Consider the following 21,743-nt stretch of genomic DNA (forward strand, 5'->3'; position numbering starts at 1 on the left):
TGCTGGCAGCTGTCCGTGCACGCTCCTGGGCTGATTGTGCATCGCAGCAATTGCCCTTACCGGGTTGCAGCCATCACGTGGCGGGTGCCGGGGCGGCGCGCCACTGTGCGCCTGGGCAGATTGCCGTATGAAGCGTGACTGCCCGCACGCGCCGCGGTGGGCCCTGGCGACGGCGCCGCCCCTCAGCGCCGCGCCTGCGCCTCGGCCGCATAGCCCTCGCCCAGGGCCAGCAGCTCGGGCGTACCGATCACGCCGTTGAGTTCGTCGAACTTCAGCATGCGGTCCTGCACGGCGGCGGTGGTGCCGTCTTGCCGCAGCGTGGCGAAGTAGTGCTGCAGTCCGGCCGCCACCCAGCGCGCCGTGCCGCCGGGGAAGATGACGATGCGAAAGCCCACCCGGCCCAGGTCGGCCGCGCTCGAGACGGGCGTCTGCCCGCCTTCGATCATGTTGGCCAGCAGCGGCACGCGGCCGGCAAACCGGTCGCAGGCCGCCTGCATCTGCTCACGCGAACGCAGGGCTTCGATGAAGAGCGCGTCGACACCGCATTCGAGGTAGGCCTCGGCCCGCGCGAACGCAGCCTCCACGCCTTCGACCGCCACCGCATCGGTGCGCGCGAGGATCAGCGTCTCGCGCGATTGCCGCGCATCCAGCGCGGCGCGCAGCTTGCCCTGCATCTCGGCGGTGGACACCAGCGACTTGCCGGCGAGGTGGCCGCAGCGCTTGGGAAAGTCCTGGTCCTCCAGCTGGATCATCGCGGCGCCGGCGCGCTCGAAGTCGCGCACGGTGCGCTGCACGTTGAGCGCGTTGCCGTAGCCGGTGTCGCCGTCGACGATGACCGGCAGGCGCACGCGGTCGGTGATGCGAGCGAGCACGTCGGCGGTCTCGCTCGCGGTGGTGAGCCCCACGTCCGAGCGGCCGAGCTGCGTGTACGCGACCGCGCCGCCCGAGAGGTAGAGCGCCTCGAAGCCAGCCTGCTCGGCCAACAGTGCGGTGAGAGCGTCGTACACGCCCGGCGCCAGCAGCGGGCGCGGTTCGGCCAGGCGTTCGCGCAATGAAGGACGGCGGGTGGCGGGTGCATTCATTCGGGCTTGGCTCCGGTGGCGGTCACGATCTTTCCCCAGCGGGGGATTTCGGACTTGACGAACGCGGTGAATTCGGCGCGGCCGGTGCCCATCGGGATCAGCCCTTCGTGCGCGAATCGCTCGCGCATGGCGGGCGACTGCAGCGCCGCGCGGGCGGCGGCCGAGATCTTCTCGGCCTCGGCCGCATCCATGCCCGCGGGGCCGAAGAGGCCGTACCACGAGCTGAAGTCGAAGCCGGGGATCACGTCGGCCACCGGCCCGATGTGGGGGAACTCGGCCACGCGCCTGGCACTGGTCACGCCCAGCGCCTTGACCTTGCCGGCCTTGAGCAACTGCTGCACGCTCGCGACGCCCGAGATGACCAGGTCGATCTGCCCTGCGACCACGTCCTGCAACGCGGGACCGGTGCCCTTGTAGGGCACGCCGGTGATGTCGATGCCGCCGTCGAGCTTGAGCGATTCGCCGGCCAGGTGGTTGGCGCTGCCCAGGCCCGCGATCGCCATGTTGTATTTGCCCGGGTGGGCCTTGGCCACGTCGATGAACTCGCGCATGTTGCCCGCCGGGAAGTTGGGCCGCGCCACCAGGATGGCCGGCAGCGACGCGATGCCCGCCAGCGGCGTGAAGTCGTTCACCGGGTCGAAGGGCAGCTTGCCGTAGAGCGTGGGGTTGATCACGTGGCTGGTGTAGGAGAGCAGCAGCGTGCTGCCGTCCGGCTTGGCCTGCGCGACGGCCTGCGCCGCGATGTTGCCGGCCGCGCCGGGGCGGTTGTCCACGATGAACTGCCGGCCCAACCGGGTGGAGAGTTCCTGAGCCAGCGCGCGCGCGACGATGTCGGTGCCGCCGCCGGGCGTGGCGCCCACCAGGATGCGGGTCACGGTGTTCTGCGCGTGCGCGCCGAAGGCGAGGGTGGCTGCGGCCAGGGCCAGCAGCGACTTGCGTCTATCGATCATGGGGGGTGTCTCCTGGTTGTGCGTGTCGTGTGCCGGCGCTGCGGCCGCAGCCGGCAACCTGGCCGGGGTAGAGGGGGGACCGCGGGTCGTGCGCCCGCTGGGGTCACGTGCAAAAGGCGCGGCCACGCCGTGCCTTCGCGGCGCATCAGAGGGTCGCCGTCGCCGCCTCGCGGGTGACGAGCGGCCGCCACTTGCGCCAGGTCATGCCCAACGCCCGGGCCTGGCGCTCTTCATAGTCCAGGAATTCCTGCGTGATCGCGCTGCCGCGCACGCCGCCGCGCACCGCGCCCGCGCGCACGTCGCCGTAATACTCCTCCCACTGCGGGGGCAGCGGCTGCGAGGACGGCACCGACAGCCACAGGCGCAGCAGGTGGCGCTTCTGGTCGGGGTCTTCGAAGTCCTCGAACGGCGTGCGCGAGTGCAGGGTGACGTAGTTGTTGAGCAACTGCAGGTCGCCCTGCTCGAGCTCCATCGAATAGCAGAGCCTGTCGCTGGGCATGAGCTGGTCGAACAGGTCGAGCACTTCCGTCTGCTCGGGCGAAAGGCGGGGCACGTCCTCGAAGTCGCGCTGCGCCGCGTCGATGTTCTTGCGGTTGGTACGCACGGTGAAGTAGGTCGGGTCGTCGCCCAGGATCGGGCAGCGGTAGTAAGGGGGCTGCGTCGGGTCCTGCGTGTTCTGATAGGTGTGGAACCAGGGTTGCTGCAGCACCGGGATCAGGTCGGGGCGCAGGCGCTCGACTTCGTCGCGCAGGGCGATGGAGCTGATCACCTTGCTGGTGCCGCCCGACCTGGCGGTGCGCCGGCACAGCAGGGCCACCACGTCGCACGAGTCTTGGTGGAAGTCCAGGCCCGCGTTGGTGTTGTAGCCCCGGCCGCCCTTGACCTTGTAGCTGGCGCCCGTGTCGCGCACGTCGTTGATGATTTCGCTGGCGCGGTTTTGCGTGCGCCCCACGCCCATGTAGAGGCCCATGCCCCAGTAGGCCAGGCGCGTCTCGGCTTCCGTCCACTGGTCGACCGGAAAGCCCTTGAGCAGGCACATGCCCCAGCGGCCCTGCGTCGAGTCGATGGCGCGGGCCAGCACGCGGCGCGACGCCTCGGGCAACGGGAAGTCTTCCGCCGTCATGGCCAGAAGCGGCTTGTTCAACGCGACCGCGTGCTGCAACGCGTCGTCGAAGCCCGCAACTTCTTCCGGCGTCATCCGGATGATCCACGAGCTGTCTCGTTCCACGTCAGCGGCCAGCCAGGCGCGGGGCTTGAATTCGGGGGCGTTCATGCGTGTCTCCTTGTCCGCAGGCATGCGGTTGATCTCTGGCCTGCAGTCTAGGTTTGTCATGGATCAACAAAAAGCGATGAAAATTCAAGAAAGACATCAAGGATTTTGATGAAGATCGAAGCCTTCGCCACCCTCGACGCGGTCTTGCGCACCGGCAGCTTCGCCGGCGCCGCCGTGCAGATGAACCTCACGCCCAGCGCGGTGAGCATGCAGATGAAGCAGCTGGAGCGCTACCTGGGGCAGCCGCTCTTCGACCGGTCCGGCCCCCAGGTGCGCCCGCGCGTGTCGGCGTTCGACGTGGCCGGCGCCATGCGCGGCGGCCTGCAAAAGCTCGACGGCCTGCGGCGGCGCCCCAGCATCGCGATCGACGGCACGGTGCGGCTGGGGGTGCTGGAGTCGCTGCTGCCCTCGCTGCTGCCCGGCACGCTGTCGGCCCTGCGGGCGCAGCATCCGCGGCTGACGGTGCGGCCGGTGCGCGGCCGCAGCACCGGACTCATCGCGGACGTCAAGGCCGGGCACCTGGACGCGGCCGTCGTCGCCCTGCCCGGCAAGGGCGGCAGCGAGCAGTTGCGGTGGTGGCCGCTCGCGCGCCGCGAGCTGGTGCTGATCGCCCCGCCGGGTGCCCAGGAGGCCACGCCGACCGCGCTGCTGCGCCGCCACGACTGGATCCGGTACGACCGCTCGGCCGTGACCGGCGCCATGGCGGCGCGGCACGTGCTCTCGCTCGTGCCCGACAAGCGCAGCGCCTTCGAGCTCGACTCGGCGGCGGCCATCATCGCGATGGTCAGCGGGGGGCTGGGCGTGTCGATCATCCACCTGCTCGACGCGGCCCTCTGTGGCGCGTACCCGGTGCGCGAAGTGAAGCTCGGCCGCAACGCGCCGGTGATGGAGCTCACGCTCGTCACCCGGAAGGCCGACGACGACGACCGCGCGATCGCGGTGTTGCGCGAGCGGCTCGAAGTGCAGTTGAAGGTGGCGGGGCTGAAAGGCAGGACGTAAAGACGCCGCTCACTGGTGTGATGGGACCACGCCCGGCCCATCGAGGCGCGCCGCTGCGGATTGCTGCCTCGCGACTCGGGATGGTGCGCCGCAGCAAACGCCCGTTCTCGTTGCGGCAATTCCCCCCAGCGGTACGGGGACTGCGCACGAACGTTCGCACTTTGTCACAATACTGTCACGTCACTGCCACGAACCGCGAGGACCGACCCGACGGGTTTCCCCGGTTGAGCGCTGGCAAGGGGTGTGTCACAACGTCACATTCCCGTCACGGAGCGCGCCATACGATGGCCGCTTCGTGCATTCCCGCACTACCCCCTTCGCAGGAGTTTTCATGCAATTCAAGCATCTGGCGCTGTCCGCCGCCGTCGCACTGTCCGTGTGCGTTCCGGCCCAGGCACAAACCCAGCAGGTCGAGATTCAGTGGTGGCATTCGATGAGCGCGGCGCTCGGCGATTGGGTCAACGACCTGGCCAAGCAATACAACGCCAGCCAGACCAAGTACAAGGTCGTGCCCACCTACAAGGGCACGTACGACGAGTCGATGACCGGCGCCATCGCGGCCTTCCGCGCCGGCAATGCGCCGCACATCCTGCAGGTGTTCGAAGTGGGCACCGCCACCATGATGGCCAGCAAGGGCGCCATCATCCCGGCCGGCAAGGTGCTGACCGACGGCGGCTTCAAGTTCGACCCGACGCAATACGTCTCCGCCGTGGCGGGCTACTACACGGCCCCCAACGGCCAGATGCTGAGCTATCCGCTCAACAGCTCCACCACCATCTTCTACTACAACAAGGACGCCTTCAAGAAGGCGGGCCTGGACCCCGAGAAGGCCCCCAAGACCTGGCCCGAGGTGTTCGCCGCCGCGTCCAAGCTCAAGGCCAGCGGCCACAGCTGCCCCTTCACCACCAGCTGGATCAGCTGGACGCAGCTGGAGAGCTTCTCGCTCTGGCACAACACGCTGTTCGCGTCCAAGAACAACGGCTTCGACGGCACCGACGCCAAGCTCGAGATCAACACGCCGCTGCACGTGCGCCACTTCGAGAACCTGGCCAAGGCCTCCAAGGAAGGCAGCTTCGTCTACAAGGGCCGCGGCAATGCGCCCGATGCCTCGTTCCCCTCGGGCGAGTGCGCCATGATCACCGGCTCCTCGGGCCTCTACGCCCGCGTCGCCAAGGACGCCAAGTTCGCCTACGGCATCTCCGCCCTGCCCTACTACGACGACGTGAAGGGCGCGCCGCAGAACACCGCCATCGGCGGCGCCAGCCTGTGGGTGATGTCGGGCAAGAAGGCCGACGAATACAAGGGCGTGGCCGACTTCCTGAACTTCCTGAACGACACCAAGGTGCAGGCCGCCAGCCACCAGCGCACCGGCTACCTGCCGGTGACCACTGCCGCCTACAAGCTGACCGAGGCATCGGGCTTCTATGAAAAGAACCCCGGCACCGACGTGGCCGTGACGCAGATGATCCGCAAGGCGACCGACAAGTCGCGCGGCATCCGTCTGGGCAACTTCGTGCAGATCCGCACCATCATCGACGAGGAAACGGAACAGATCTGGGCCGGCAAGAAGACGCCCAAGGAAGCGCTCGACACCGCCGCCACCCGCGGCAACGAGCAGTTGGCCCGCTTCGCCCGCGCCAACAAGTAAGCAGTGCGCCTGTCAGCCCCGGGCCTCGCGCAGGCCGGGTGCTGAAGACCCGCCGCCCTTTGTAGACCGCATCGGTCTACGGGGCGGCGGGTTGTCTTTTTGAGAGTCCCGACATGGAAAAACGCGTTCTATTCCGCTCCGCGTGGCTGCCCTGGGTGCTTCTGGCACCCCAGCTGGTGGTCATCAGCGTCTTCTTCTTCTGGCCGGCCGGCCAGGCCCTGGTGCAGTCCTTCCAGATGCAGGACAGCTTCGGCTTCTCCAGGGAATGGGTCGGCCTGGACAACTTCCGCACCCTGTTCGAGGACCCGAGCTACCTGGCCTCGTTCAAGACCACGGCCTTCTTCTCGATCCTGGTGGCGGTGAGCGGCATCAGCCTGTCGCTGATCCTGGCCATCTTCGCCGACCGCATCATCAAGGGCGCCCTGGTCTACAAGACCGCCCTGCTGCTGCCCTACGCCGTGGCGCCCGCCGTGGCCGGCGTGCTGTGGATGTTCATGTTCTCGCCGTCGCTGGGCGTGGTGGCTTACATGCTGCGGCAGTGGGGCTTCGACTGGAACCACATGCTCAATTCCGACCACGCCATGGCGCTGATCGTGATCGCGGCGGTGTGGAAGCAGATCTCCTACAACTTCCTCTTCTTCCTCGCGGGCCTGCAGTCCATCCCCAAGTCGCTGATCGAGGCGGCCGCCATCGACGGTGCCGGCCCCTGGCGCCGGTTCTGGAGCATCCAGTTCCCGCTGCTCTCGCCCACCACCTTCTTCCTGCTGGTCATCAACGTGGTGTATGCGTTCTTCGACACCTTCGCCATCGTGGACGCCACCACCCAGGGCGGCCCGGGGCGCGACACGGCCATCCTGGTCTACAAGGTCTACCACGACGGCTTCAAGGCCATGGACATGGGCGGCTCGGCGGCGCAATCGGTGGTGCTGATGGCCATCGTCGTCGTCCTGACGGTCATCCAGTTCCGCTACGTCGAGAAGAAGGTGCAGTACTGATGCGACGACACCCCCCTGAGGCGCTGCGCGCCTTCCCCCCGCTCTCGCCGTGCTGCGCACGTCGGGCGAGGGGACGCAGCCCTCGCTGCGGGGCGGCCCTTGCTCGGCTGCCCTGGTCTGGGCCGTGCGCAGTTCGCAGGCCCCCGGCAATGCACACATCGGAAAACTCAAATGGTTGAACGCAGTCCTTACCTCAAGCTCTTCTCGCACCTCATCATGGTGCTGGGCGTGATCATCGTCGGCTTCCCGCTGTACCTGGCGTTCGTGGCCTCCACGCACACCGCGCAGGACATCGTGCAGGCGCCCATGCCCCTGCTGCCCGGCAGCAACTTCGGGCAGACCTACCGCGAGACGCTGTTCGGCGGCGGCGGCGGCGCCGGTTCCACCGCGCCGGTGGCGCACATGATGTGGGTGAGCTTCGTCACCGCCATGGTCATCACCGTGGGCAAGATCGCCATCTCGCTGTTGTCGGCCTTCGCCATCGTGTACTTCCGCTTTCCCTTCAAGGGCATCTGCTTCTGGCTGATCTTCATCACGCTGATGCTGCCGGTGGAAGTGCGCATCGGCCCGACCTACCAGGTGGTGTCCGACCTCGGCATGCTCAACAGCTACGCGGGCCTCACGATTCCGCTGATCGCCTCGGCCACCGCCACGTTCCTCTTTCGCCAGTTCTTCCTCACGGTGCCGGACGAGCTGGTCGAAGCCGCCCGCGTGGACGGCGCCGGCCCGATGCGCTTCTTCAAGGACATCCTGGTGCCCCTCTCGCGCACCTCGATCGCGGCGCTGTTCGTGATCCAGTTCATCTACGGCTGGAACCAGTACCTGTGGCCCCTGTTGGTGACCACGTCGGAAGACATGTACCCCGTGGTGATCGGCATCAAACGCATGATCGCGGGCGGCGACGCCGGCAACGAGTGGAACATCGTCATGGCGACGGCCCTGCTGGCCATGCTGCCCCCGGCGTTCGTCGTGGTGTTCATGCAGCGCTGGTTCGTCAAGGGCCTGGTCGATACCGAAAAATAAGCATCAAAAACGCCCCCAGCGCTTGATAAATAAGCGCATGCAGCTACCAAATCAATAGCAATCATGGCATCTCTTTCCCTTCGCAACATCATCAAGCGCTACGGCGTGGGCCCCAAGGCCAACCAGGTCATCCACGGCGTGAGCGCTGAAATCCACGACGGCGAATTCGTCGTCATCGTCGGCCCCTCGGGCTGCGGCAAGTCGACGCTGCTGCGCATGGTCGCGGGCCTGGAGGAAATCTCCGGCGGCGAGCTGCGCATCGGCGACCGCGTGGTCAACGACCTCGAACCCGCGCAGCGCGACATCGCCATGGTGTTCCAGAACTACGCGCTCTACCCGCACATGACGAACTTCGAGAACATGGCCTACGGCCTGAAGATCGCCAAGGTACCCAAGGAAGAGATCAAGGCGCGCGTGGACAAGGCCGCCAAGATCCTCGAGCTGGGCCACCTGCTCGAACGCAAGCCGCGCGAGCTGTCGGGCGGCCAGCGCCAGCGCGTGGCCATGGGCCGCGCCATCGTGCGCCAGCCCCAGGTCTTCCTGTTCGACGAGCCGCTCTCCAACCTGGACGCCAAGCTGCGCGCCCAGACCCGGCTGGAGATCCAGAAGCTGCACCGCGAGCTCGGCATCACCAGCCTGTTCGTCACCCACGACCAGGTCGAGGCCATGACGCTCGCGCAGCGCATGATCGTCATGAACGGCGGCGTGATGGAGCAGTTCGGCACGCCCGAGGAGGTCTACCACACGCCCGCCTCCACCTTCGTGGCCAGCTTCATCGGCTCGCCGCCCATGAACCTGCTGAAGAACGCGCCGGGTGGCAAGGACGGCGCCATCATGGGCATCCGCCCCGAGCACCTGGATATCGGCCCGGCCGGCAGCGGCGGCTGGCAGGTGCGCGTGGAAACCGTGGAGCTGCTGGGCGCCGAGCGCCTGGTCTACGGCCGCCTGGGCGACGAGCAGCTGATCGTGCGCGTCGAGGAAGGCACGCACCACCCCGCGGCCGACGAGATCATCCACGTGACGCCGCGCGACGCGCGCCTGCACTGGTTCGACGCGGCAACGGGCAAGCGCATCTGACGCCCTCGGCAGCCGCCCCCGTGACGCAGCCGCTGCTCCAGGCCACCATCCCGGTGCTGGCCTCGCTCGACCTGGCCGAGAGCGAGGCCTTCTACACCCTGCGCCTGGGCTTCGCCACCCGCGCGCGCCATGCCGACTACCTGATCGTGGAGCGCGACGGCTGCGAGCTGCATTTCTGGCGCTGCGACGACCGCCACATCGCGCAGAACACCTCCTGCTACGTGCGCGCCGACACGCGTGCGCTGCATGCCGACTTCACGCAGCGGGGCCTCGCCCTCGAGCCGCCGCAAGAACGTGCCTGGGGCATGCGCGAGCTCTACGTGATCGACCCCCACGGCAACCTGCTCAAGTTCGGCGAGGCGGTCTAGCGCCTTGCCTTCGCTGTTGGCTCCATGACATGACTCCCACCTCTTCCGCTGCCCCACTGTCCGACTGGCCCTATCCGCGCTGGGTCGCCCACCGCGGCGCGGGCAAGCTCGCGCCCGAGAACACCTTGGCCGCCTTCCGTCTGGGCGCCGCGCACGGCTACCGCATGTTCGAGTGCGATGCCAAGCTCAGCGCCGACGGCGTGCCGTTCCTGATGCACGACGCCACGCTGGAGCGCACTACCAGCGGCCATGGCACCGGCGGCGACCTGGCCTGGAGCGACCTGGCCCGGCTGGACGCCGGCAGCTGGCATTCGCGCGCCTACGCCGGCGAGCCGCTGCCCACGCTGGACAACGCCGCCCGCTTTTGCATCGCCAACGGCTTTCTGCTGAACATCGAGGTCAAGCCCACCCCGGGCACCGAGGAAGAAACCGGCCGCGTCGTCGCATCGCATGCGGCGCGCCTCTGGCACGGCCAGGCCGTGCCGCCGCTGCTCACCTCCTTCAAGCCGGCGGCGCTGGCGGGCGCCCAGCGCGCCGCGCCGCACCTGCCCCGTGGCCTGCTGCTGGACAGCCTCGCGCCCGGCTGGCTCGACACGGCCCTGCAGCTGGGCTGCGTCGCCATCGTCTGCAACCACGCTCTCTGGACGGCCGAACACGTGGCCGCCGTGCACGGCGCGGGCCTGCGGGCGCTGAGCTACACCGTGAACGACGAGTGGGCCGCCCAGCGCCTGATCGACCTGGACACCGACGGCATCATCACCGACCGCGTGGACCTGTTCAGCCCGGCGGGCTGAAGGCCGCTGCCGCTGCTGCCGCCGCCGCTGCCGCTGCCACCCGGCCGAAGGTGCCGGCGCTACAACTGTTCACCGGGCCGGTGCCAGCCGCAGCACAATCCGCGGATGATTTCGCCCCGTCCGCATTCCCCCACCGCCCGGCGCGGCAGCGCCCTTGCGAACCGGCGCCACGGAAGGCCGCCCGCGCCTGCTTTCGCTCTGTCCTCTCCTCTCAGCCCACCGGCCGCCGCGCAGGGTCTCGCCAACGGGCCTGCCAGGCGATCCGCGTGGTGGGCGGCCTGGGTGGGCGCATCGCTGGCCGCGCTGCTCGCCTGCCTGCTGGCCGCCTGGCCCGGCGGCGCGGCCCACGCGCAGAGCCGGCAGGCCAGCCCGCCCGCCGCCCCCGCCAGCAGCCCGGCCGAGCCGCAGCTGCCCAGCATCGACCTGCTGCGCAAACAGCTCGACGCCATCCCGCAGAAGCTGCCCGAGGACGACGACGGCCGCAAGCTGCTGGCCGAGGTCAACACCATCGGCACGGCCGCCGAACAGGTGGCCAACCGCCGCACGGAAGAGCTGGCCGACATCGACTCGCGCCTGGCCGGCCTGGGCCCCGCGCCCGAGAAGGGCGCCCCGGCGGACGCGCCCGACGTGGCCGAGCAGCGGGCCAGCCTGTCCAGGCAGCGTAGCGCGGTCGATTCCGACCTGAAGCTCGCGCGCCTCATCACGGTCGACGCCCAGCAGCGCGGCACCGACCTCATCCGCCAGCGGCGCGAGCAGTTCCAGGCGGCGCTGACCACCCGCGTCGACTCGCCCCTGGGCCGCGCCTACTGGCGCAACCTGCGCGCCGCCTGGCCGGGCGACACGGCCCGGCTCGCCTCGCTGGCCGACGAGTTGCGCGCCGCCGTGCGCACCGCGCTGCAGTCCGACCGCCGCTCCGCCTTCCTCGGCGGGCTGGTGGGCGCGCTGCTGCTGGCCATCGCCGGCACCTGGATCGCCGAACGCGTGCTGCTGCGGCTGGTGCCGGCCAGGCTGCCGGGCGGGCGGCTGCGCCGCTCGCTGCTGGCGGCTGCCTCGGTGGTGGTGCACGCATTGCTCATCGGCCTGGCCGCGCAGTGGGCCTGGAGCGCGCTCGACGCGGGCGCCGACCTGGGCGACCGGCTGCAGGAGCTGGCGCGGTCCAGCGTGCAGATGGCCACCTTCGCCGCCGTGGTGATCGCGCTGGGCCACGCCCTGCTGTCGCGCAAGCGCAGCTCGTGGCGGCTCACCGGCATTTCGGACACGCTGGCCACGCAGCTCAGCCCCTACCCCTGGTTCATCGGCATCGTCGCCGCCACCAGCGGGCTGGTCACGCAGGTCAACAGCATCGTGGGCGCGAGCCTCACGGCCGAGGTGACGGTGCACGTGGTGTCCGCCCTGCTGGTGTCGGCGCTGGTGGCGATGGCCCTGCGCCACCTGCGCGCGCCCTCGGCCGCGCGCCATGCCGCCGCGCAGGCGCATGCCGGCGATGCGGCCGGCGCCCCTGCGGCCGATGCCGCCGCCGCGCCAGACGCCACCGGCGCCGCGGCGCCGCGCTCGCCCTGGGTCGGCCTGCTGGTGGCCTGCGCCACGCTGGCCACCGTGGTCACGGCCATCCTGGTGGCCATCGGCTTCGTGGCGCTGGCCGGCACGCTGGCGCGGCAGATGGTGTGGACCGGCGTGGTGTTCGCCGTTACCTACCTCGCCTTCCAGGTGGTGGACGACGCCTGCGAGGCGCTGCTGTCTTCGCGCGGCGGCTTCGGCGGGCGGCTGCACAAGGTCATGGGCATGGACGCGCGGCTGCTCGACCAGGCCGCCGTGCTGGCGTCCGGCGTGCTGCGCGTGGCCCTTTTCTTCTACATGCTGATCGCGCTGATGGCACCCTTCGGCACCGGGCCGGACGAGGTCTTCCGGCGCGGCACCAATGCCGACCACAGCCTGAAGGTGGGCGAATTCACCATGGCGCCGCAGGCGCTGCTCACGGCGCTGGCCGTGGTCGTGGCCGGCTTCGTGATGATCCGCATCGTCAAGCGCTGGCTGAGCGACAGCTACTTTCCCAGCACCTCGCTGGAGCCGGGCATGCGCAGCTCCATCACCACGCTGCTGGGCTACGTGGGCGGCGTCATCGTCGTCGCCGTGGCGCTGGCGGGCCTGGGCATCAGCGTGGAGCGCATCGCCTGGGTGGCGAGCGCCCTGTCGGTGGGCATCGGCTTCGGGCTGCAGGCCATCGTGCAGAACTTCATCTCGGGCCTGATCCTGCTGGCCGAACGGCCGGTGAAGGTGGGCGACTGGGTGGTGCTGGGCACCACCGAGGGCGACGTGCGCCGCGTGAACGTGCGCGCCACCGAGATCCAGCTGGGCGACCGCTCCACCGTGATCGTGCCCAACTCGGAATTCATCACCAAGACCGTGCGCAACATGACGCTGACCGGCGCGCCCGGGCGGGTGCTGCTGCGCCTGCCCGCCCCGCTGGACGTGGACGCCAAGCGCATGCGCGAGATCATCCTGGCCGCGCTCACCGCGCACGAAGGCATCCTGGAGAGCCCCGAGCCCATCGTGCAGCTGGAAGACATCGTGAGCGGCACGCTCACCTTCCTGGCCATCGGCTACGTGAGCAACCCGCGCAACGCGGGCGGCGTGAAGAGCGACCTGCTGTTTTCCATCCTCGAATCGCTGCGCGCCGCCGGGCTGGCGCTGTCGCCGCCGGCATCGACCAGCGTGGCGCCCTACGCCCCCGCAGCGCCGGCACCCGACGCCGCGCCGGCCCTGCCCACGGTGGCGGTACCCCAGCCGCAGGCGACGGTGGGCGGCGCGGCAAACGCTACATAATTGATAGCTACCAGCGCTTGATGGACTAGCGCCGGAGGGCTGAAACGCTTCAAGTATTCAGCCCGAAGCCCGGCGGTCAATCCAGCTTGGCGCCGGACTGCTTGACCGCCGTCGCCCAGCGCGGCATCTCCGCAGCCAGGAAGCTCGCGAACGCATCGGCGCCGAGGAAGGCCGGGTCGGCGCCCTGCGACACCATCCGGTCGCGCACCTCGGGCAGCTGCATCACCTGGCCGAAGGCATCGCTCAGCTTGGCGACCACGTCCTTGGGCACGCCGGCCGGCGCGAGGAAGCCGTAGAACCCCACCACCTCGAAGTTCTTGAGCCCGCTTTCGATGGCCGTGGGCACCTCGGGCAGCGCGGGGTTGCGCTGGCGGCTGGTGACGGCCAGGGCGCGCACCTTGCCCTGCTTGTGGTAGCTGGCGGCCTGCGGAATGCTTTCGGCCATGAACTGCACCTGCCCGCCCATCAGGTCGGTGAAGGCCGGCGCGCTGCCCCGGTACGGGATGTGCACCAGGTAGAGGCCCGTCGCCGTCTTGAACATCTCCGGCACCAAGTGACTGATGCCGCCATTGCCGGCCGAACCGAAGTTCACCTTGCCCGGCCGTTCCTTGGCGTAGGCGATGAAGTCCTGCAGGGTCTTCACCGGCAGCGCCGGGTTCACCAGCAGCGCCAGCGGCTGCATGGCCGTGCGGGCGATGGGCGTGAAGTCCTTCAGCGTCGAATACGGCAGGCGGCTGTACAGCGCCGGGTTGATGACCATCACGCCCGTGTTGGCCAGCATCAGCGTGTGGCCGTCGGGCGGGGCCTTCATCACGTCCTGCGCGCCCACCGTGCCGCCCGCGCCGGACTTGTAATCGACCACCACCGGCTGGCCCAGCACGGCCTGCAGCTTGTCGGTGAGCAGCCGCGCATGCTGGTCGAGCGGCCCGCCCGGCGGAAAGCCCACGACGATCCGGATGGGCTTGGACGGAAAGGCCTGGGCGAAGGCGCCGAGGGACAGGCAGGTCAAGGCGGCGGTGGCGAGCCAGTGGCGAAGGCGCATGCGGGGGTCTCCTTGTGCGAATGCTGGAATGAAAGAACCCGAGCTTAGGACGGCGGCCGGGGCTTGGCACGGGGCCTTACCCGCAGGGGTTCCGCGGGGGGGCCGCACCCAAGACTGCCGCAACAGGTCAGGAAAAAGCTCGCCAGAGATCGGTGCCGAGCAGCCAAGGATTGATGCGGCTGGCAGCGAGCCTGATGGTGTCGAAATCAGTCACTTCGGCGAGCAATTTGTGCCTGGATCCAGAGTTGTCAAAGATGTAGGCCCTATGCGCGACCTCGCACGCTTGCGCCATCAAGGCAATCGACTTGTGATAGCGCTCGATCACCTTGCAGTTATCGACGGGATGGCCACCCTGCAACACCCGGCGGCGCACTCGGTCGATATTGATGTCGGGATCATCAGTCGCAACGAAATAGAAATAGACACGGTAGCCCTGCGCACGGGCTTTCCTCATGAACTCGATCTTGGAGGGATGCGACATCACCGTCTCGAAGGTGAATGTCTGCCCGGCGCCAAGAAGTTCGTGCCGTACGGCCTCCGCCAGCGCCGCCGCCACGTAGGAATCGCACAGGCCCGGAACTTGAAGTGTCATGTTGTCATCGAGCGCCATGCCGTCGCGCAGTGCAGACAGATCGAGTCGCCTTTCCAATCCGGAAGTGGCAAGGCTTCGCATGATGCTGTTCAGCACGACTGCCGCATCGCCAGAACCCCCCAGAGCGCCGAGATTCAATTGCCCACCTCTGGTGCGTAACTCTCGCTCCATCTCGTCGGCGTTGACGAAAGCGCCGATCCATTCAGGCTTGAGTTCCGACTTGATCGTGCTTTTGCCTGAACCATTGGGCCCCGCAAGAATGCGAAGGCGGCGTCGAGCCGGCTCGGCCGACGCAGATGAGTCGCGGCTGGCAAGCGTGTTCATCGACGCAACTCGTCGCGATGCACTCAGCTGATTCGCTTGAGCACAGTCCCAGGCTTGACTCGTTTGTCCACGGCGAGGGACTTGATGACGGTGAAGCTGCCGTCCCGCTTGCGTTCCACCATCTGGCCATTGCTCGCCTTCACGGTAACGGCACCCGTCTGTTTCAACGTGGTCCTGTAGGCGTTGCGTCCGGCCTTGGCGGCAAGCTCGGGAATGAGCTGCTCGGCGACCTGCATGTTGTGCTCAGTGAGAACTTTTCCTGTGGAACCCGTGGCCATAAAGACTCCCATGAAACTTGTGATTCAGTCTAGCGCCATCCGCAGGGCATCGCACCGGGCCCCATCAGCGCCAGCAGCGCAGCAACACCCACTGCGCGCTGGCGCACGCCACCACCAGCCCCGCATACGTCAGCATCTTGCCGTCGCGCCCCAGCCCCAGCAGGCCGGCCAGCAGCACCGCGCAGCCCACGGCGGACACCACCGCCCATTGCTTCCAGAGGCCGCTGGCGGCGGAGCGCTGGCGCATCAGCAGGCGGCAGGCCAGCACCAGCAGCAGCGCCACCACCAGGGCGGGCGCGATGAAGTTCAGCAGGTGGTTGGCGGCGGCGAGGGGGCCCATGGGGTTGACCTGGATCAAGGCTTTCGGGCAGGTGGCTTACCTGGCGGAGCCACAAATTTTATAATGGCGGCTTATGGCAGTCTGGGCCCTGGGCATCAACCACACGACCGCGCCGCTCGATCTGCGCGGTCGTTTTGCGTTCGCGCTCGATCAGATCGCCCCCACGCTGCAGGGCCTGCGCCAGTCGCTGGCGGGCGCATCGGCCCGCCACCCGCAGATCGAGACGGCCATCATCTCCACCTGCAACCGCACCGAGATCTACTGCGCCGGCAACGAAAGCGCGGTCGATCACACCCTGGGCTGGCTGGCCCAGAGCGGCGGCGTCAGCCCCGCGCTGCTGCGCTCGCACTCCTACGCGCTCGAAGACGGCCTGGTGGCGCGCCATGCCTTCCGCGTGGCGAGCGGGCTCGACTCCATGGTGCTGGGCGAGGCGCAGATCCTCGGCCAGATGAAGGACGCCGTGCGCGCCGCCGAGACGGCCGGCGCGCTGGGAACCACGCTCAACCAGCTCTTCCAGCGCAGCTTTGCCGTGGCCAAGGAGGTGCGCAGCAGCACCGAGATCGGCGCGCACAGCATCAGCATGGCCGCCGCCGCCGTGCGCCTGGCGGGCCAGCTCTTCGAAGACCTTTCCGACATCCGCGTGCTCTTCGTCGGCGCGGGCGAGATGATCGAGCTGGCCGCCACGCACTTCGCGGCCAAGGACCCGAAGGCCATCGCCATCGCCAACCGCACGCTCGAGCGCGGCGAGAAGCTGGCCACCCGCTTCGGCGGCGAGGTGATGCGCCTGGCCGACCTGCCAGACCGGCTGCATGAATTCGACGCCGTCATCAGCTGCACCGCCAGCAGCCTGCCGATCATCGGCCTGGGCGCCGTGGAACGGGCGCTGAAAAAACGCCGCCACCGCCCCATGTTCATGGTCGACCTGGCCGTGCCGCGCGACATCGAGCCCGAGGTGAAGGCGCTGGGCGACGTGTACCTCTACACAGTGGACGATCTGGCCACGGTGGTGCAGACGGCGCAGGCCAGCCGCCAGGCCGCCGTGGCCCAGGCCGAGGCCATCATCGACGCCGGCGTGCAGAGCTTCATGCACTGGATGGACCTGCGCAGCCCGCCGGCCGGTGCGTCGGGCGCGGCCTCCGGCGCCGCCGTGGTGCCGCTGATCCAGCAGCTCAACGCGCAGGCCGACGAGTGGCGCGCCGCCGAGATCGCCCGCGCCAAGAAGCTGCTGGCCCGCGGCGAAGACCTGGACGCGGTGCTGGAGGCGCTCTCGCGCGGCCTCACGCAGAAGATGTTGCACGGCACCATGGCCGAGCTGCGCGCGGGCGACGCCGAGGCGCGCGCCCAGACGGCGCAGACCGTCTCGCGCCTCTTCCTGCGCTCGCAGACCAAGAGCAGCCTCTAGCGGCGCTCGCCCTGGCGGGGCGCTCCGGCGTCCGCCACACCCACGATCTCAAGCCATTTCGGCCTCCAGCGCTTGATACACAAGCGCATACAGCTACGAAAACCGTAGCAAAACCCTTTCGCCCCCGATGAAACCCTTTCTCAGAAGCCAGCTGGAGCGCTACGCCCAGCGCCTCGAAGAACTCGACTTCCTGCTCTCGCGTGAAGACATCATGAGCGACATGGCGCAGTACCGCACCATCTCGCGCGAGCATGCCGAGGTGACGCAGATCGCGAGCCGCTACGCCCGCTATCGCCAGCGCGAAGGCGACCTGGAAGGCGCCCGAGGCATGCTGGCCGACCCGGACATGGCCGAGATGGCGCAGGAGGAAGTCGCCGCCGCTGAAGGCGAGCTGGTGCAGCTGGAAGACGGCCTGCAACGCCTGCTTCTCCCGAAGGACCCGGACGACGCACGCAACGCCTTCCTCGAAATCCGCGCCGGCACCGGCGGCGACGAATCGGCCCTGTTCGCGGCCGACCTGGCGCGCATGTACACGCGCTACGCCGCCAGCGTGGGCTGGAAGGTCGAGATCATGAGCGCCAACGAGAACGAGATCGGCGGCTACAAGGAAGTGGTGTTGCGGGTGGAAGCTGACGGAGCGTATGGCGCCTTGCGTTTCGAATCGGGCGGCCACCGCGTGCAGCGCGTGCCCGCCACCGAGACGCAGGGCCGCATCCACACCAGCGCCTGCACCGTCGCCGTGATGCCCGAGCCCGACGAGCACCAGGCCATCACGCTGAACCCGGCCGACCTGCGCATCGACACCTTCCGCGCCAGCGGCGCCGGCGGCCAGCACATCAACAAGACCGACTCGGCCGTGCGCGTGGTCCACCTGCCCACCGGCATCGTGGCCGAATGCCAGGATGGCCGCAGCCAGCACAGCAACAAGGCCAAGGCGCTGCAGGTGCTGCAGGCGCGCATCCAGGAAAAGGAGCGCAGCGAACGCGCCGCCAAGGAAGCCGCGCTGCGCAAGGGCCTGATCGGCTCGGGCGACCGCAGCGACCGCATCCGCACCTACAACTTCCCGCAGGGGCGGCTCACCGACCACCGCATCAACCTCACGCTCTACAAGCTGCTGGCGGTGATGGAAGGCGACCTGGGCGACGTGCTGCAGGCCCTGGCCCATGCGCGCGAGGCCGAGCTGCTCGAAGAACTGGAACGCACCTGAAAGGACACCCGGCCATGAACGACAACACCCCCGAACGATCGCAGCTGGGCCGCGCCTCGGCCTACGTCGACCAGTACGACGCATCGCTGCTCTTTCCCATTCCACGCGCGCCCAAGCGCGCCGAGATCGGCCTGGGCGCCGCTGCCGCCGCGCCCTTCTTCGGCGCCGACCTGTGGACCGCCTTCGAGCTGTCGTGGCTGAACGAGCGCGGCAAGCCGCAAGTGGCCATCGCGCACGTGACCATCCCCTGCGAGACGCCCAACATCATCGAAAGCAAGTCGTTCAAGCTGTACCTGAACAGCTTCAACAACAGCCGCTTCACCGATGCGGCCGAGGTGCAGGCCCGCCTGCGCGCCGACCTGAGCGAGGCCGCCTGGCGCGGCGCGGCCAGTGCGTCCACGGTCGGCGTGAAGCTGCTGCTGCCCGAGCTGTTCGACCGCGAACCCGTGCACGAACTGGACGGCCTGCTGCTGGACCGCCTGGACATCGAATGCACGCGCTACACGCCCGCGCCCGAGCTGCTGAAGGCCGCCGAGGGCGAGGCGCCGGTGACCGAGACGCTGGTTAGCCACCTCCTGAAAAGCAACTGCCTTGTGACCGGCCAGCCCGACTGGGGCAGCGTGCAGATCCGCTACAGCGGCCCGCAGATCGACCAGGCCGGGCTGCTGCAGTACCTGGTGAGCTTTCGCAACCACAACGAATTCCACGAGCAGTGCGTGGAGCGCATCTTCATGGACGTATGGACGCGCTGCCGCCCGATCAAGCTGGCCGTCTATGCGCGCTACACGCGCCGGGGCGGGCTGGACATCAACCCACTGCGCACCAGCCATCCGCAGGCGCTGCCGGCCAACGTGCGGACGGCGCGGCAGTAGCCGCCGGCGCGGCGCTTGACCGGCCGCTGCGGCGCGTTAGTCTTCGGGGCGGCCTGCTCCCAGGTCCGGCATGAAGCACAAGGAAGCAACAAGATGACCGCTTTCCCTTTCCAACTGCTGGGTGGATGCGCGCTGCTGCTCGCCTCGCACTTGGCGGCCGCTCAGGCACCCGTCGCCCCGGCATGCCCCGGCAAGCAGACCATCGAGATCGCCGGCCCCTACAGCGCCAATGCCACGGTGCGCTGGAACGAGGAGAAGATTCCGGACCAGTACGTGCTCGACCTGCGCATGCTGAACCAGTCCGACGCAGCGGGCATCGCCAGCCTGGCGGACACCTACGGCTTCCCGCAGCGCGAGAAGATCGTGCGTTACCAGTCCGGTGACGGGAGCCGGGCCGACGCGGTCTACACCACCGAACTCGGAGAGGTGATGGTTTCGATCACCCATCTCCAACGAATGGGTGCGCGGGCCTGCGCGCCGTCCGAGTCCATCACCCTGACCGTGAAGGGACGCCCCGCCAGCCTGGTCTATGGGCGCAGCGAAGACGATCCCGCGCGATGCATGTGGAAGCTCCAGGTGCTCGACGTTCCAGCCGACTCGATGCACTCTTTCCACTATCCGGTGCAGTGCAAGAAAGTGGCCGACAAAGCGGAGGCCGAACGCTTCGTGCGGGTCATGAAGCCGCTGCTGCCCTGAACTCCCCCGGCTAGAACAGCACGGCGTTGGTCCCGACGCCGCCCGCAGCCGGCTCGGCAGGGGCCGTGCTCTCGGCGGCCCGGGCCGCTTCCTCCGGCAGCAGGTTGCCCACGCGCACGCCCAGCAGGCGCAGGCGCCGATCCAGTGGCACGCGCTTCAGGCACTGGCCCGCAGCGCGGCGGATGGCGGCGGCGTCCTGCGTGTAGCCGTCGATGGTCTGGTCGCGCGTGGCGATCTTGAAGTCGTCGAAGCGCAGCTTGATGCCGATGGTCTTGCCGACGTAGCCTTTGCGGCGCAGATCCTCGGCCACGCGCACGCACAGGTCGGTGAAGATGCGGCCCAGCTCCGCCCGGTCGCGCACCGCATGCAGGTCGCGGTCGAAGGTGGTCTCGCGGCTCATCGACACCGGCTCGCTTTCGGTCACCACCGGACGGTCGTCGCGGCCCCACGATGTTTCGTGCAGCCAGGCGCCGGTCGACCGGCCGAAATGCTGCACCAGCCAGTCGCGCGGGCGCTGGGCCAGCTGGCCGATGGTCTCAATGCCGTGCGCCAGCAGCTTGGCCTCGGCCTTGGGGCCCACGCCGTTGATCTTGCGGCAGGCCAGCGGCCAGATCACGCTCTGCAGATCGCCTTCGTGCACGATCGATATGCCGTTGGGCTTGTTGAATTCGCTCGCCATCTTGGCGATCAGCTTGTTGGGCGCCACGCCCACCGAGCAGGTCAGGCCCGTGTCGTCGTGGATGCTTTTCTGGATCAGCCGCGCCAGCGCCCGGCCGCCCTGGCGCTGGCCGCCGGGCACGTCGGTGAAGTCGATGTACACCTCGTCCACGCCCCGGTCTTCCATCACCGGGGCGATGGACAGGATGATGTCCTTGAAGCGGCGCGAGAAGCGCCGGTACTCGGCGAAGTCGACCGGCAGCAGCAGCGCCTGCGGGCACAGGCGCGCCGCCTTCATCATGCCCATGGCCGAGCCCACGCCGAACTGCCGCGCCGGGTAGGTGGCCGTGGTGATGACGCCCCGGCCCACGTAGTCGCCCAGGCGCGGGAATGCCGCCACCGGCACCGCCGCGCGGTCACCGCCGTATGCGGCCAGCAGCGCGTCATGCGACTCGCGCCCGCCGCCGCCGATCACCACCGGCAGGCCCTTGAGCTGCGGATAGCGCAGCAGTTCCACGGAGGCATAGAACGCGTCCATGTCCAGGTGGGCGATGCGCCGCACCCGGGCACCCTCGGGCGGGGCGCCGCCGGGGGCTTGGTCTTCGGGGGGGAGAGCGGGCGCTGCGGTCACGCCGCCATTGTGCGGGGCCGGGCCGCGCCCCGCTCGGCCGCGCACGGATGCCCGAGTGGGGCGGCGGCCTGCTCGCATTTCAGGCCATCTCGGCCTCTAGCGCTTGTACCACCTTGGGATGTAGCTATCAATTCAATAGCATGGTGCATCATCGCACCGTGATGATGTCCCGGTGCATGGGCGCCATCAGGGCCAGCAGGCGGTTCTGCTGGGTGAACGGAATGCGGCGCGCGTCCATGGCGTCCTGCAGCAGCTCGACCAGCGCGTTGAAGTGCGACTTGTCGATCTTCATGTGCATGTGGGCGGACTGCATGTCCACGCCGTCGTACTCGCACGGCCCGCCGGCCAGCAGGCAGATCTGCGCGGTGAGGCTGTCCTTGAGGGCCTGCGGTTTCGTCTGCTTGAACGACTCCTGGAAGATAGGGCCGATGCGCGGGTCCTTCACCGCCCGCTCGACCAGGTCGTCCATCAGCCGGGCGATGCCTTCCTTCTCGCCCAGCGCCTGGTAGAGCCCCGCGGGCGCCGGGCCGCGCACGCCGGCGGCCACGGGCCCGCCGGGAATGGGCTGGCGCGCAGCCGGCGGCGCCGGGGCCGGTGCCTGGGCACAGCCGGTGACCGCCGCCACCAGCAGCGCGGCGCCAAGACGCTTGGGCAGGCTCGATGCCGCCAT

Annotated in this window: 21 protein-coding genes; 12 read left to right on the forward strand and 9 right to left on the reverse strand. The window is 68.8% G+C overall.

Annotation, left to right across the window (positions count from 1 at the left end; genetic code table 11):
• Positions 1–182: 182 nt before the first annotated feature.
• From ABWV53_RS18605 to ABWV53_RS18615, 3 genes are all read right to left on the reverse strand, one after another.
• The gene (locus ABWV53_RS18605) at positions 183–1,082 is read right to left on the reverse strand and encodes an isocitrate lyase/PEP mutase family protein (RefSeq protein ID WP_353367627.1); all 900 of its coding nucleotides are present in this window, start codon (positions 1,080–1,082) and stop codon (positions 183–185) included.
• On the reverse strand, positions 1,079–2,032 hold the full coding sequence (locus tag ABWV53_RS18610) for a Bug family tripartite tricarboxylate transporter substrate binding protein (protein WP_353367628.1): 954 nt from the start codon (positions 2,030–2,032) through the stop codon (positions 1,079–1,081). The genes ABWV53_RS18605 and ABWV53_RS18610 overlap by 4 nt, the downstream gene beginning before the upstream one ends.
• 145 nt (positions 2,033–2,177) lie before the next feature.
• Positions 2,178–3,305: a TauD/TfdA family dioxygenase gene (locus ABWV53_RS18615; protein ID WP_353367629.1), complete on the reverse strand. Its 1,128-nt coding sequence runs from the start codon at positions 3,303–3,305 to the stop codon at positions 2,178–2,180.
• 108 nt (positions 3,306–3,413) lie between these two features.
• Here ABWV53_RS18615 and ABWV53_RS18620 point away from each other — a divergent pair, with 108 nt between their 5' ends.
• The 8 genes from ABWV53_RS18620 (at position 3,414) to ABWV53_RS18655 (ending at position 13,032) form a co-directional block, all read left to right on the forward strand.
• Positions 3,414–4,304, forward strand: coding sequence for a LysR family transcriptional regulator (locus tag ABWV53_RS18620; protein ID WP_353367630.1), 891 nt, complete (start codon positions 3,414–3,416; stop codon positions 4,302–4,304).
• Positions 4,305–4,635: 331 nt separating this feature from the next.
• Entirely contained in the window at positions 4,636–5,952 is a 1,317-nt protein-coding gene (ugpB, locus tag ABWV53_RS18625; protein ID WP_353367631.1) for a sn-glycerol-3-phosphate ABC transporter substrate-binding protein UgpB, read from the forward strand.
• Between the two features lie 113 nt (positions 5,953–6,065).
• Positions 6,066–6,947, forward strand: a complete 882-nt coding sequence (gene ugpA, locus ABWV53_RS18630; RefSeq protein WP_353367632.1) for a sn-glycerol-3-phosphate ABC transporter permease UgpA — start codon at positions 6,066–6,068, stop codon at positions 6,945–6,947.
• Positions 6,948–7,118: 171 nt separating this feature from the next.
• On the forward strand, positions 7,119–7,970 hold the full coding sequence (gene ugpE, locus ABWV53_RS18635; RefSeq protein WP_353367633.1) for a sn-glycerol-3-phosphate ABC transporter permease UgpE: 852 nt from the start codon (positions 7,119–7,121) through the stop codon (positions 7,968–7,970).
• Between the two features lie 63 nt (positions 7,971–8,033).
• Positions 8,034–9,047: a sn-glycerol-3-phosphate import ATP-binding protein UgpC gene (locus tag ABWV53_RS18640; RefSeq protein ID WP_353367634.1), complete on the forward strand. Its 1,014-nt coding sequence runs from the start codon at positions 8,034–8,036 to the stop codon at positions 9,045–9,047.
• Positions 9,048–9,067: 20 nt separating this feature from the next.
• Entirely contained in the window at positions 9,068–9,415 is a 348-nt protein-coding gene (locus ABWV53_RS18645) for a bleomycin resistance protein (RefSeq protein WP_353367635.1), read from the forward strand.
• Between the two features lie 29 nt (positions 9,416–9,444).
• The gene (gene ugpQ, locus ABWV53_RS18650; protein WP_353367636.1) at positions 9,445–10,209 is read left to right on the forward strand and encodes a glycerophosphodiester phosphodiesterase; all 765 of its coding nucleotides are present in this window, start codon (positions 9,445–9,447) and stop codon (positions 10,207–10,209) included.
• 282 nt (positions 10,210–10,491) lie between these two features.
• Entirely contained in the window at positions 10,492–13,032 is a 2,541-nt protein-coding gene (locus ABWV53_RS18655) for a DUF3772 domain-containing protein (protein ID WP_353367637.1), read from the forward strand.
• 76 nt (positions 13,033–13,108) lie between these two features.
• On the opposite strand, the gene ABWV53_RS18660 is transcribed toward ABWV53_RS18655, so the two are convergent.
• The 4 genes from ABWV53_RS18660 to ABWV53_RS18675 all read right to left on the reverse strand — a co-directional run bounded on the left by ABWV53_RS18660 (position 13,109) and on the right by ABWV53_RS18675 (position 15,608).
• Positions 13,109–14,074, reverse strand: coding sequence for a Bug family tripartite tricarboxylate transporter substrate binding protein (locus ABWV53_RS18660; protein WP_353367638.1), 966 nt, complete (start codon positions 14,072–14,074; stop codon positions 13,109–13,111).
• Positions 14,075–14,201: 127 nt separating this feature from the next.
• Entirely contained in the window at positions 14,202–14,990 is a 789-nt protein-coding gene (locus ABWV53_RS18665; protein ID WP_353367639.1) for an ATPase, read from the reverse strand.
• Positions 14,991–15,013: 23 nt separating this feature from the next.
• Positions 15,014–15,226 (reverse strand): hypothetical protein, encoded by a 213-nt coding sequence (locus tag ABWV53_RS18670; protein WP_353367640.1) that lies wholly within the window; start codon positions 15,224–15,226, stop codon positions 15,014–15,016.
• Between the two features lie 106 nt (positions 15,227–15,332).
• Positions 15,333–15,608: a hypothetical protein gene (locus ABWV53_RS18675; RefSeq protein WP_353367641.1), complete on the reverse strand. Its 276-nt coding sequence runs from the start codon at positions 15,606–15,608 to the stop codon at positions 15,333–15,335.
• A gap of 73 nt (positions 15,609–15,681) precedes the next feature.
• Here ABWV53_RS18675 and hemA point away from each other — a divergent pair, with 73 nt between their 5' ends.
• The 4 genes from hemA to ABWV53_RS18695 all read left to right on the forward strand — a co-directional run bounded on the left by hemA (position 15,682) and on the right by ABWV53_RS18695 (position 19,785).
• Positions 15,682–17,010: a glutamyl-tRNA reductase gene (hemA, locus tag ABWV53_RS18680; protein WP_353367642.1), complete on the forward strand. Its 1,329-nt coding sequence runs from the start codon at positions 15,682–15,684 to the stop codon at positions 17,008–17,010.
• Positions 17,011–17,137: 127 nt separating this feature from the next.
• Positions 17,138–18,217 (forward strand): peptide chain release factor 1, encoded by a 1,080-nt coding sequence (gene prfA, locus ABWV53_RS18685; protein WP_353367643.1) that lies wholly within the window; start codon positions 17,138–17,140, stop codon positions 18,215–18,217.
• Positions 18,218–18,231: 14 nt separating this feature from the next.
• The gene (queF, locus tag ABWV53_RS18690) at positions 18,232–19,089 is read left to right on the forward strand and encodes an NADPH-dependent 7-cyano-7-deazaguanine reductase QueF (protein WP_353367644.1); all 858 of its coding nucleotides are present in this window, start codon (positions 18,232–18,234) and stop codon (positions 19,087–19,089) included.
• 93 nt (positions 19,090–19,182) lie between these two features.
• The gene (locus ABWV53_RS18695) at positions 19,183–19,785 is read left to right on the forward strand and encodes a hypothetical protein (protein ID WP_353367645.1); all 603 of its coding nucleotides are present in this window, start codon (positions 19,183–19,185) and stop codon (positions 19,783–19,785) included.
• A 10-nt stretch (positions 19,786–19,795) separates the two neighbouring features.
• On the opposite strand, the gene ABWV53_RS18700 is transcribed toward ABWV53_RS18695, so the two are convergent.
• Both ABWV53_RS18700 and ABWV53_RS18705 read right to left on the reverse strand, forming a co-directional pair.
• On the reverse strand, positions 19,796–20,980 hold the full coding sequence (locus tag ABWV53_RS18700) for a Y-family DNA polymerase (protein WP_353367657.1): 1,185 nt from the start codon (positions 20,978–20,980) through the stop codon (positions 19,796–19,798).
• Positions 20,981–21,221: 241 nt separating this feature from the next.
• Positions 21,222–21,743 (reverse strand): group I truncated hemoglobin, encoded by a 522-nt coding sequence (locus ABWV53_RS18705; RefSeq protein ID WP_353367646.1) that lies wholly within the window; start codon positions 21,741–21,743, stop codon positions 21,222–21,224.

Source organism: Acidovorax sp. FG27 (assembly GCF_040365715.1).
Lineage (GTDB): Bacteria > Pseudomonadota > Gammaproteobacteria > Burkholderiales > Burkholderiaceae_C > Paracidovorax.

Excerpts from the sequence above, each read along its gene's own strand:
- ABWV53_RS18660 (WP_353367638.1), bottom strand. The coding sequence starts at position 14,074 with ATGCGCCTTCGCCACTGGCTCGCCACCGCCGCCTTGACCTGCCTGTCC.
- ugpQ (WP_353367636.1), top strand. The coding sequence starts at position 9,445 with ATGACTCCCACCTCTTCCGCTGCCCCACTGTCCGACTGGCCCTATCCG.
- queF (WP_353367644.1), top strand. The coding sequence starts at position 18,232 with ATGAACGACAACACCCCCGAACGATCGCAGCTGGGCCGCGCCTCGGCC.
- ABWV53_RS18615 (WP_353367629.1), bottom strand. The coding sequence starts at position 3,305 with ATGAACGCCCCCGAATTCAAGCCCCGCGCCTGGCTGGCCGCTGACGTG.
- ABWV53_RS18695 (WP_353367645.1), top strand. The coding sequence starts at position 19,183 with ATGACCGCTTTCCCTTTCCAACTGCTGGGTGGATGCGCGCTGCTGCTC.
- ugpB (WP_353367631.1), top strand. The coding sequence starts at position 4,636 with ATGCAATTCAAGCATCTGGCGCTGTCCGCCGCCGTCGCACTGTCCGTG.
- ABWV53_RS18620 (WP_353367630.1), top strand. The coding sequence starts at position 3,414 with ATGAAGATCGAAGCCTTCGCCACCCTCGACGCGGTCTTGCGCACCGGC.
- ABWV53_RS18640 (WP_353367634.1), top strand. The coding sequence starts at position 8,034 with ATGGCATCTCTTTCCCTTCGCAACATCATCAAGCGCTACGGCGTGGGC.
- ABWV53_RS18605 (WP_353367627.1), bottom strand. The coding sequence starts at position 1,082 with ATGAATGCACCCGCCACCCGCCGTCCTTCATTGCGCGAACGCCTGGCC.
- ABWV53_RS18665 (WP_353367639.1), bottom strand. The coding sequence starts at position 14,990 with ATGAACACGCTTGCCAGCCGCGACTCATCTGCGTCGGCCGAGCCGGCT.
- ABWV53_RS18705 (WP_353367646.1), bottom strand. The coding sequence starts at position 21,743 with ATGGCGGCATCGAGCCTGCCCAAGCGTCTTGGCGCCGCGCTGCTGGTG.
- ABWV53_RS18675 (WP_353367641.1), bottom strand. The coding sequence starts at position 15,608 with ATGGGCCCCCTCGCCGCCGCCAACCACCTGCTGAACTTCATCGCGCCC.
- ABWV53_RS18700 (WP_353367657.1), bottom strand. The coding sequence starts at position 20,980 with ATGGACGCGTTCTATGCCTCCGTGGAACTGCTGCGCTATCCGCAGCTC.
- ugpA (WP_353367632.1), top strand. The coding sequence starts at position 6,066 with ATGGAAAAACGCGTTCTATTCCGCTCCGCGTGGCTGCCCTGGGTGCTT.
- ABWV53_RS18610 (WP_353367628.1), bottom strand. The coding sequence starts at position 2,032 with ATGATCGATAGACGCAAGTCGCTGCTGGCCCTGGCCGCAGCCACCCTC.
- ugpE (WP_353367633.1), top strand. The coding sequence starts at position 7,119 with ATGGTTGAACGCAGTCCTTACCTCAAGCTCTTCTCGCACCTCATCATG.
- prfA (WP_353367643.1), top strand. The coding sequence starts at position 17,138 with ATGAAACCCTTTCTCAGAAGCCAGCTGGAGCGCTACGCCCAGCGCCTC.
- ABWV53_RS18670 (WP_353367640.1), bottom strand. The coding sequence starts at position 15,226 with ATGCAGGTCGCCGAGCAGCTCATTCCCGAGCTTGCCGCCAAGGCCGGA.
- hemA (WP_353367642.1), top strand. The coding sequence starts at position 15,682 with ATGGCAGTCTGGGCCCTGGGCATCAACCACACGACCGCGCCGCTCGAT.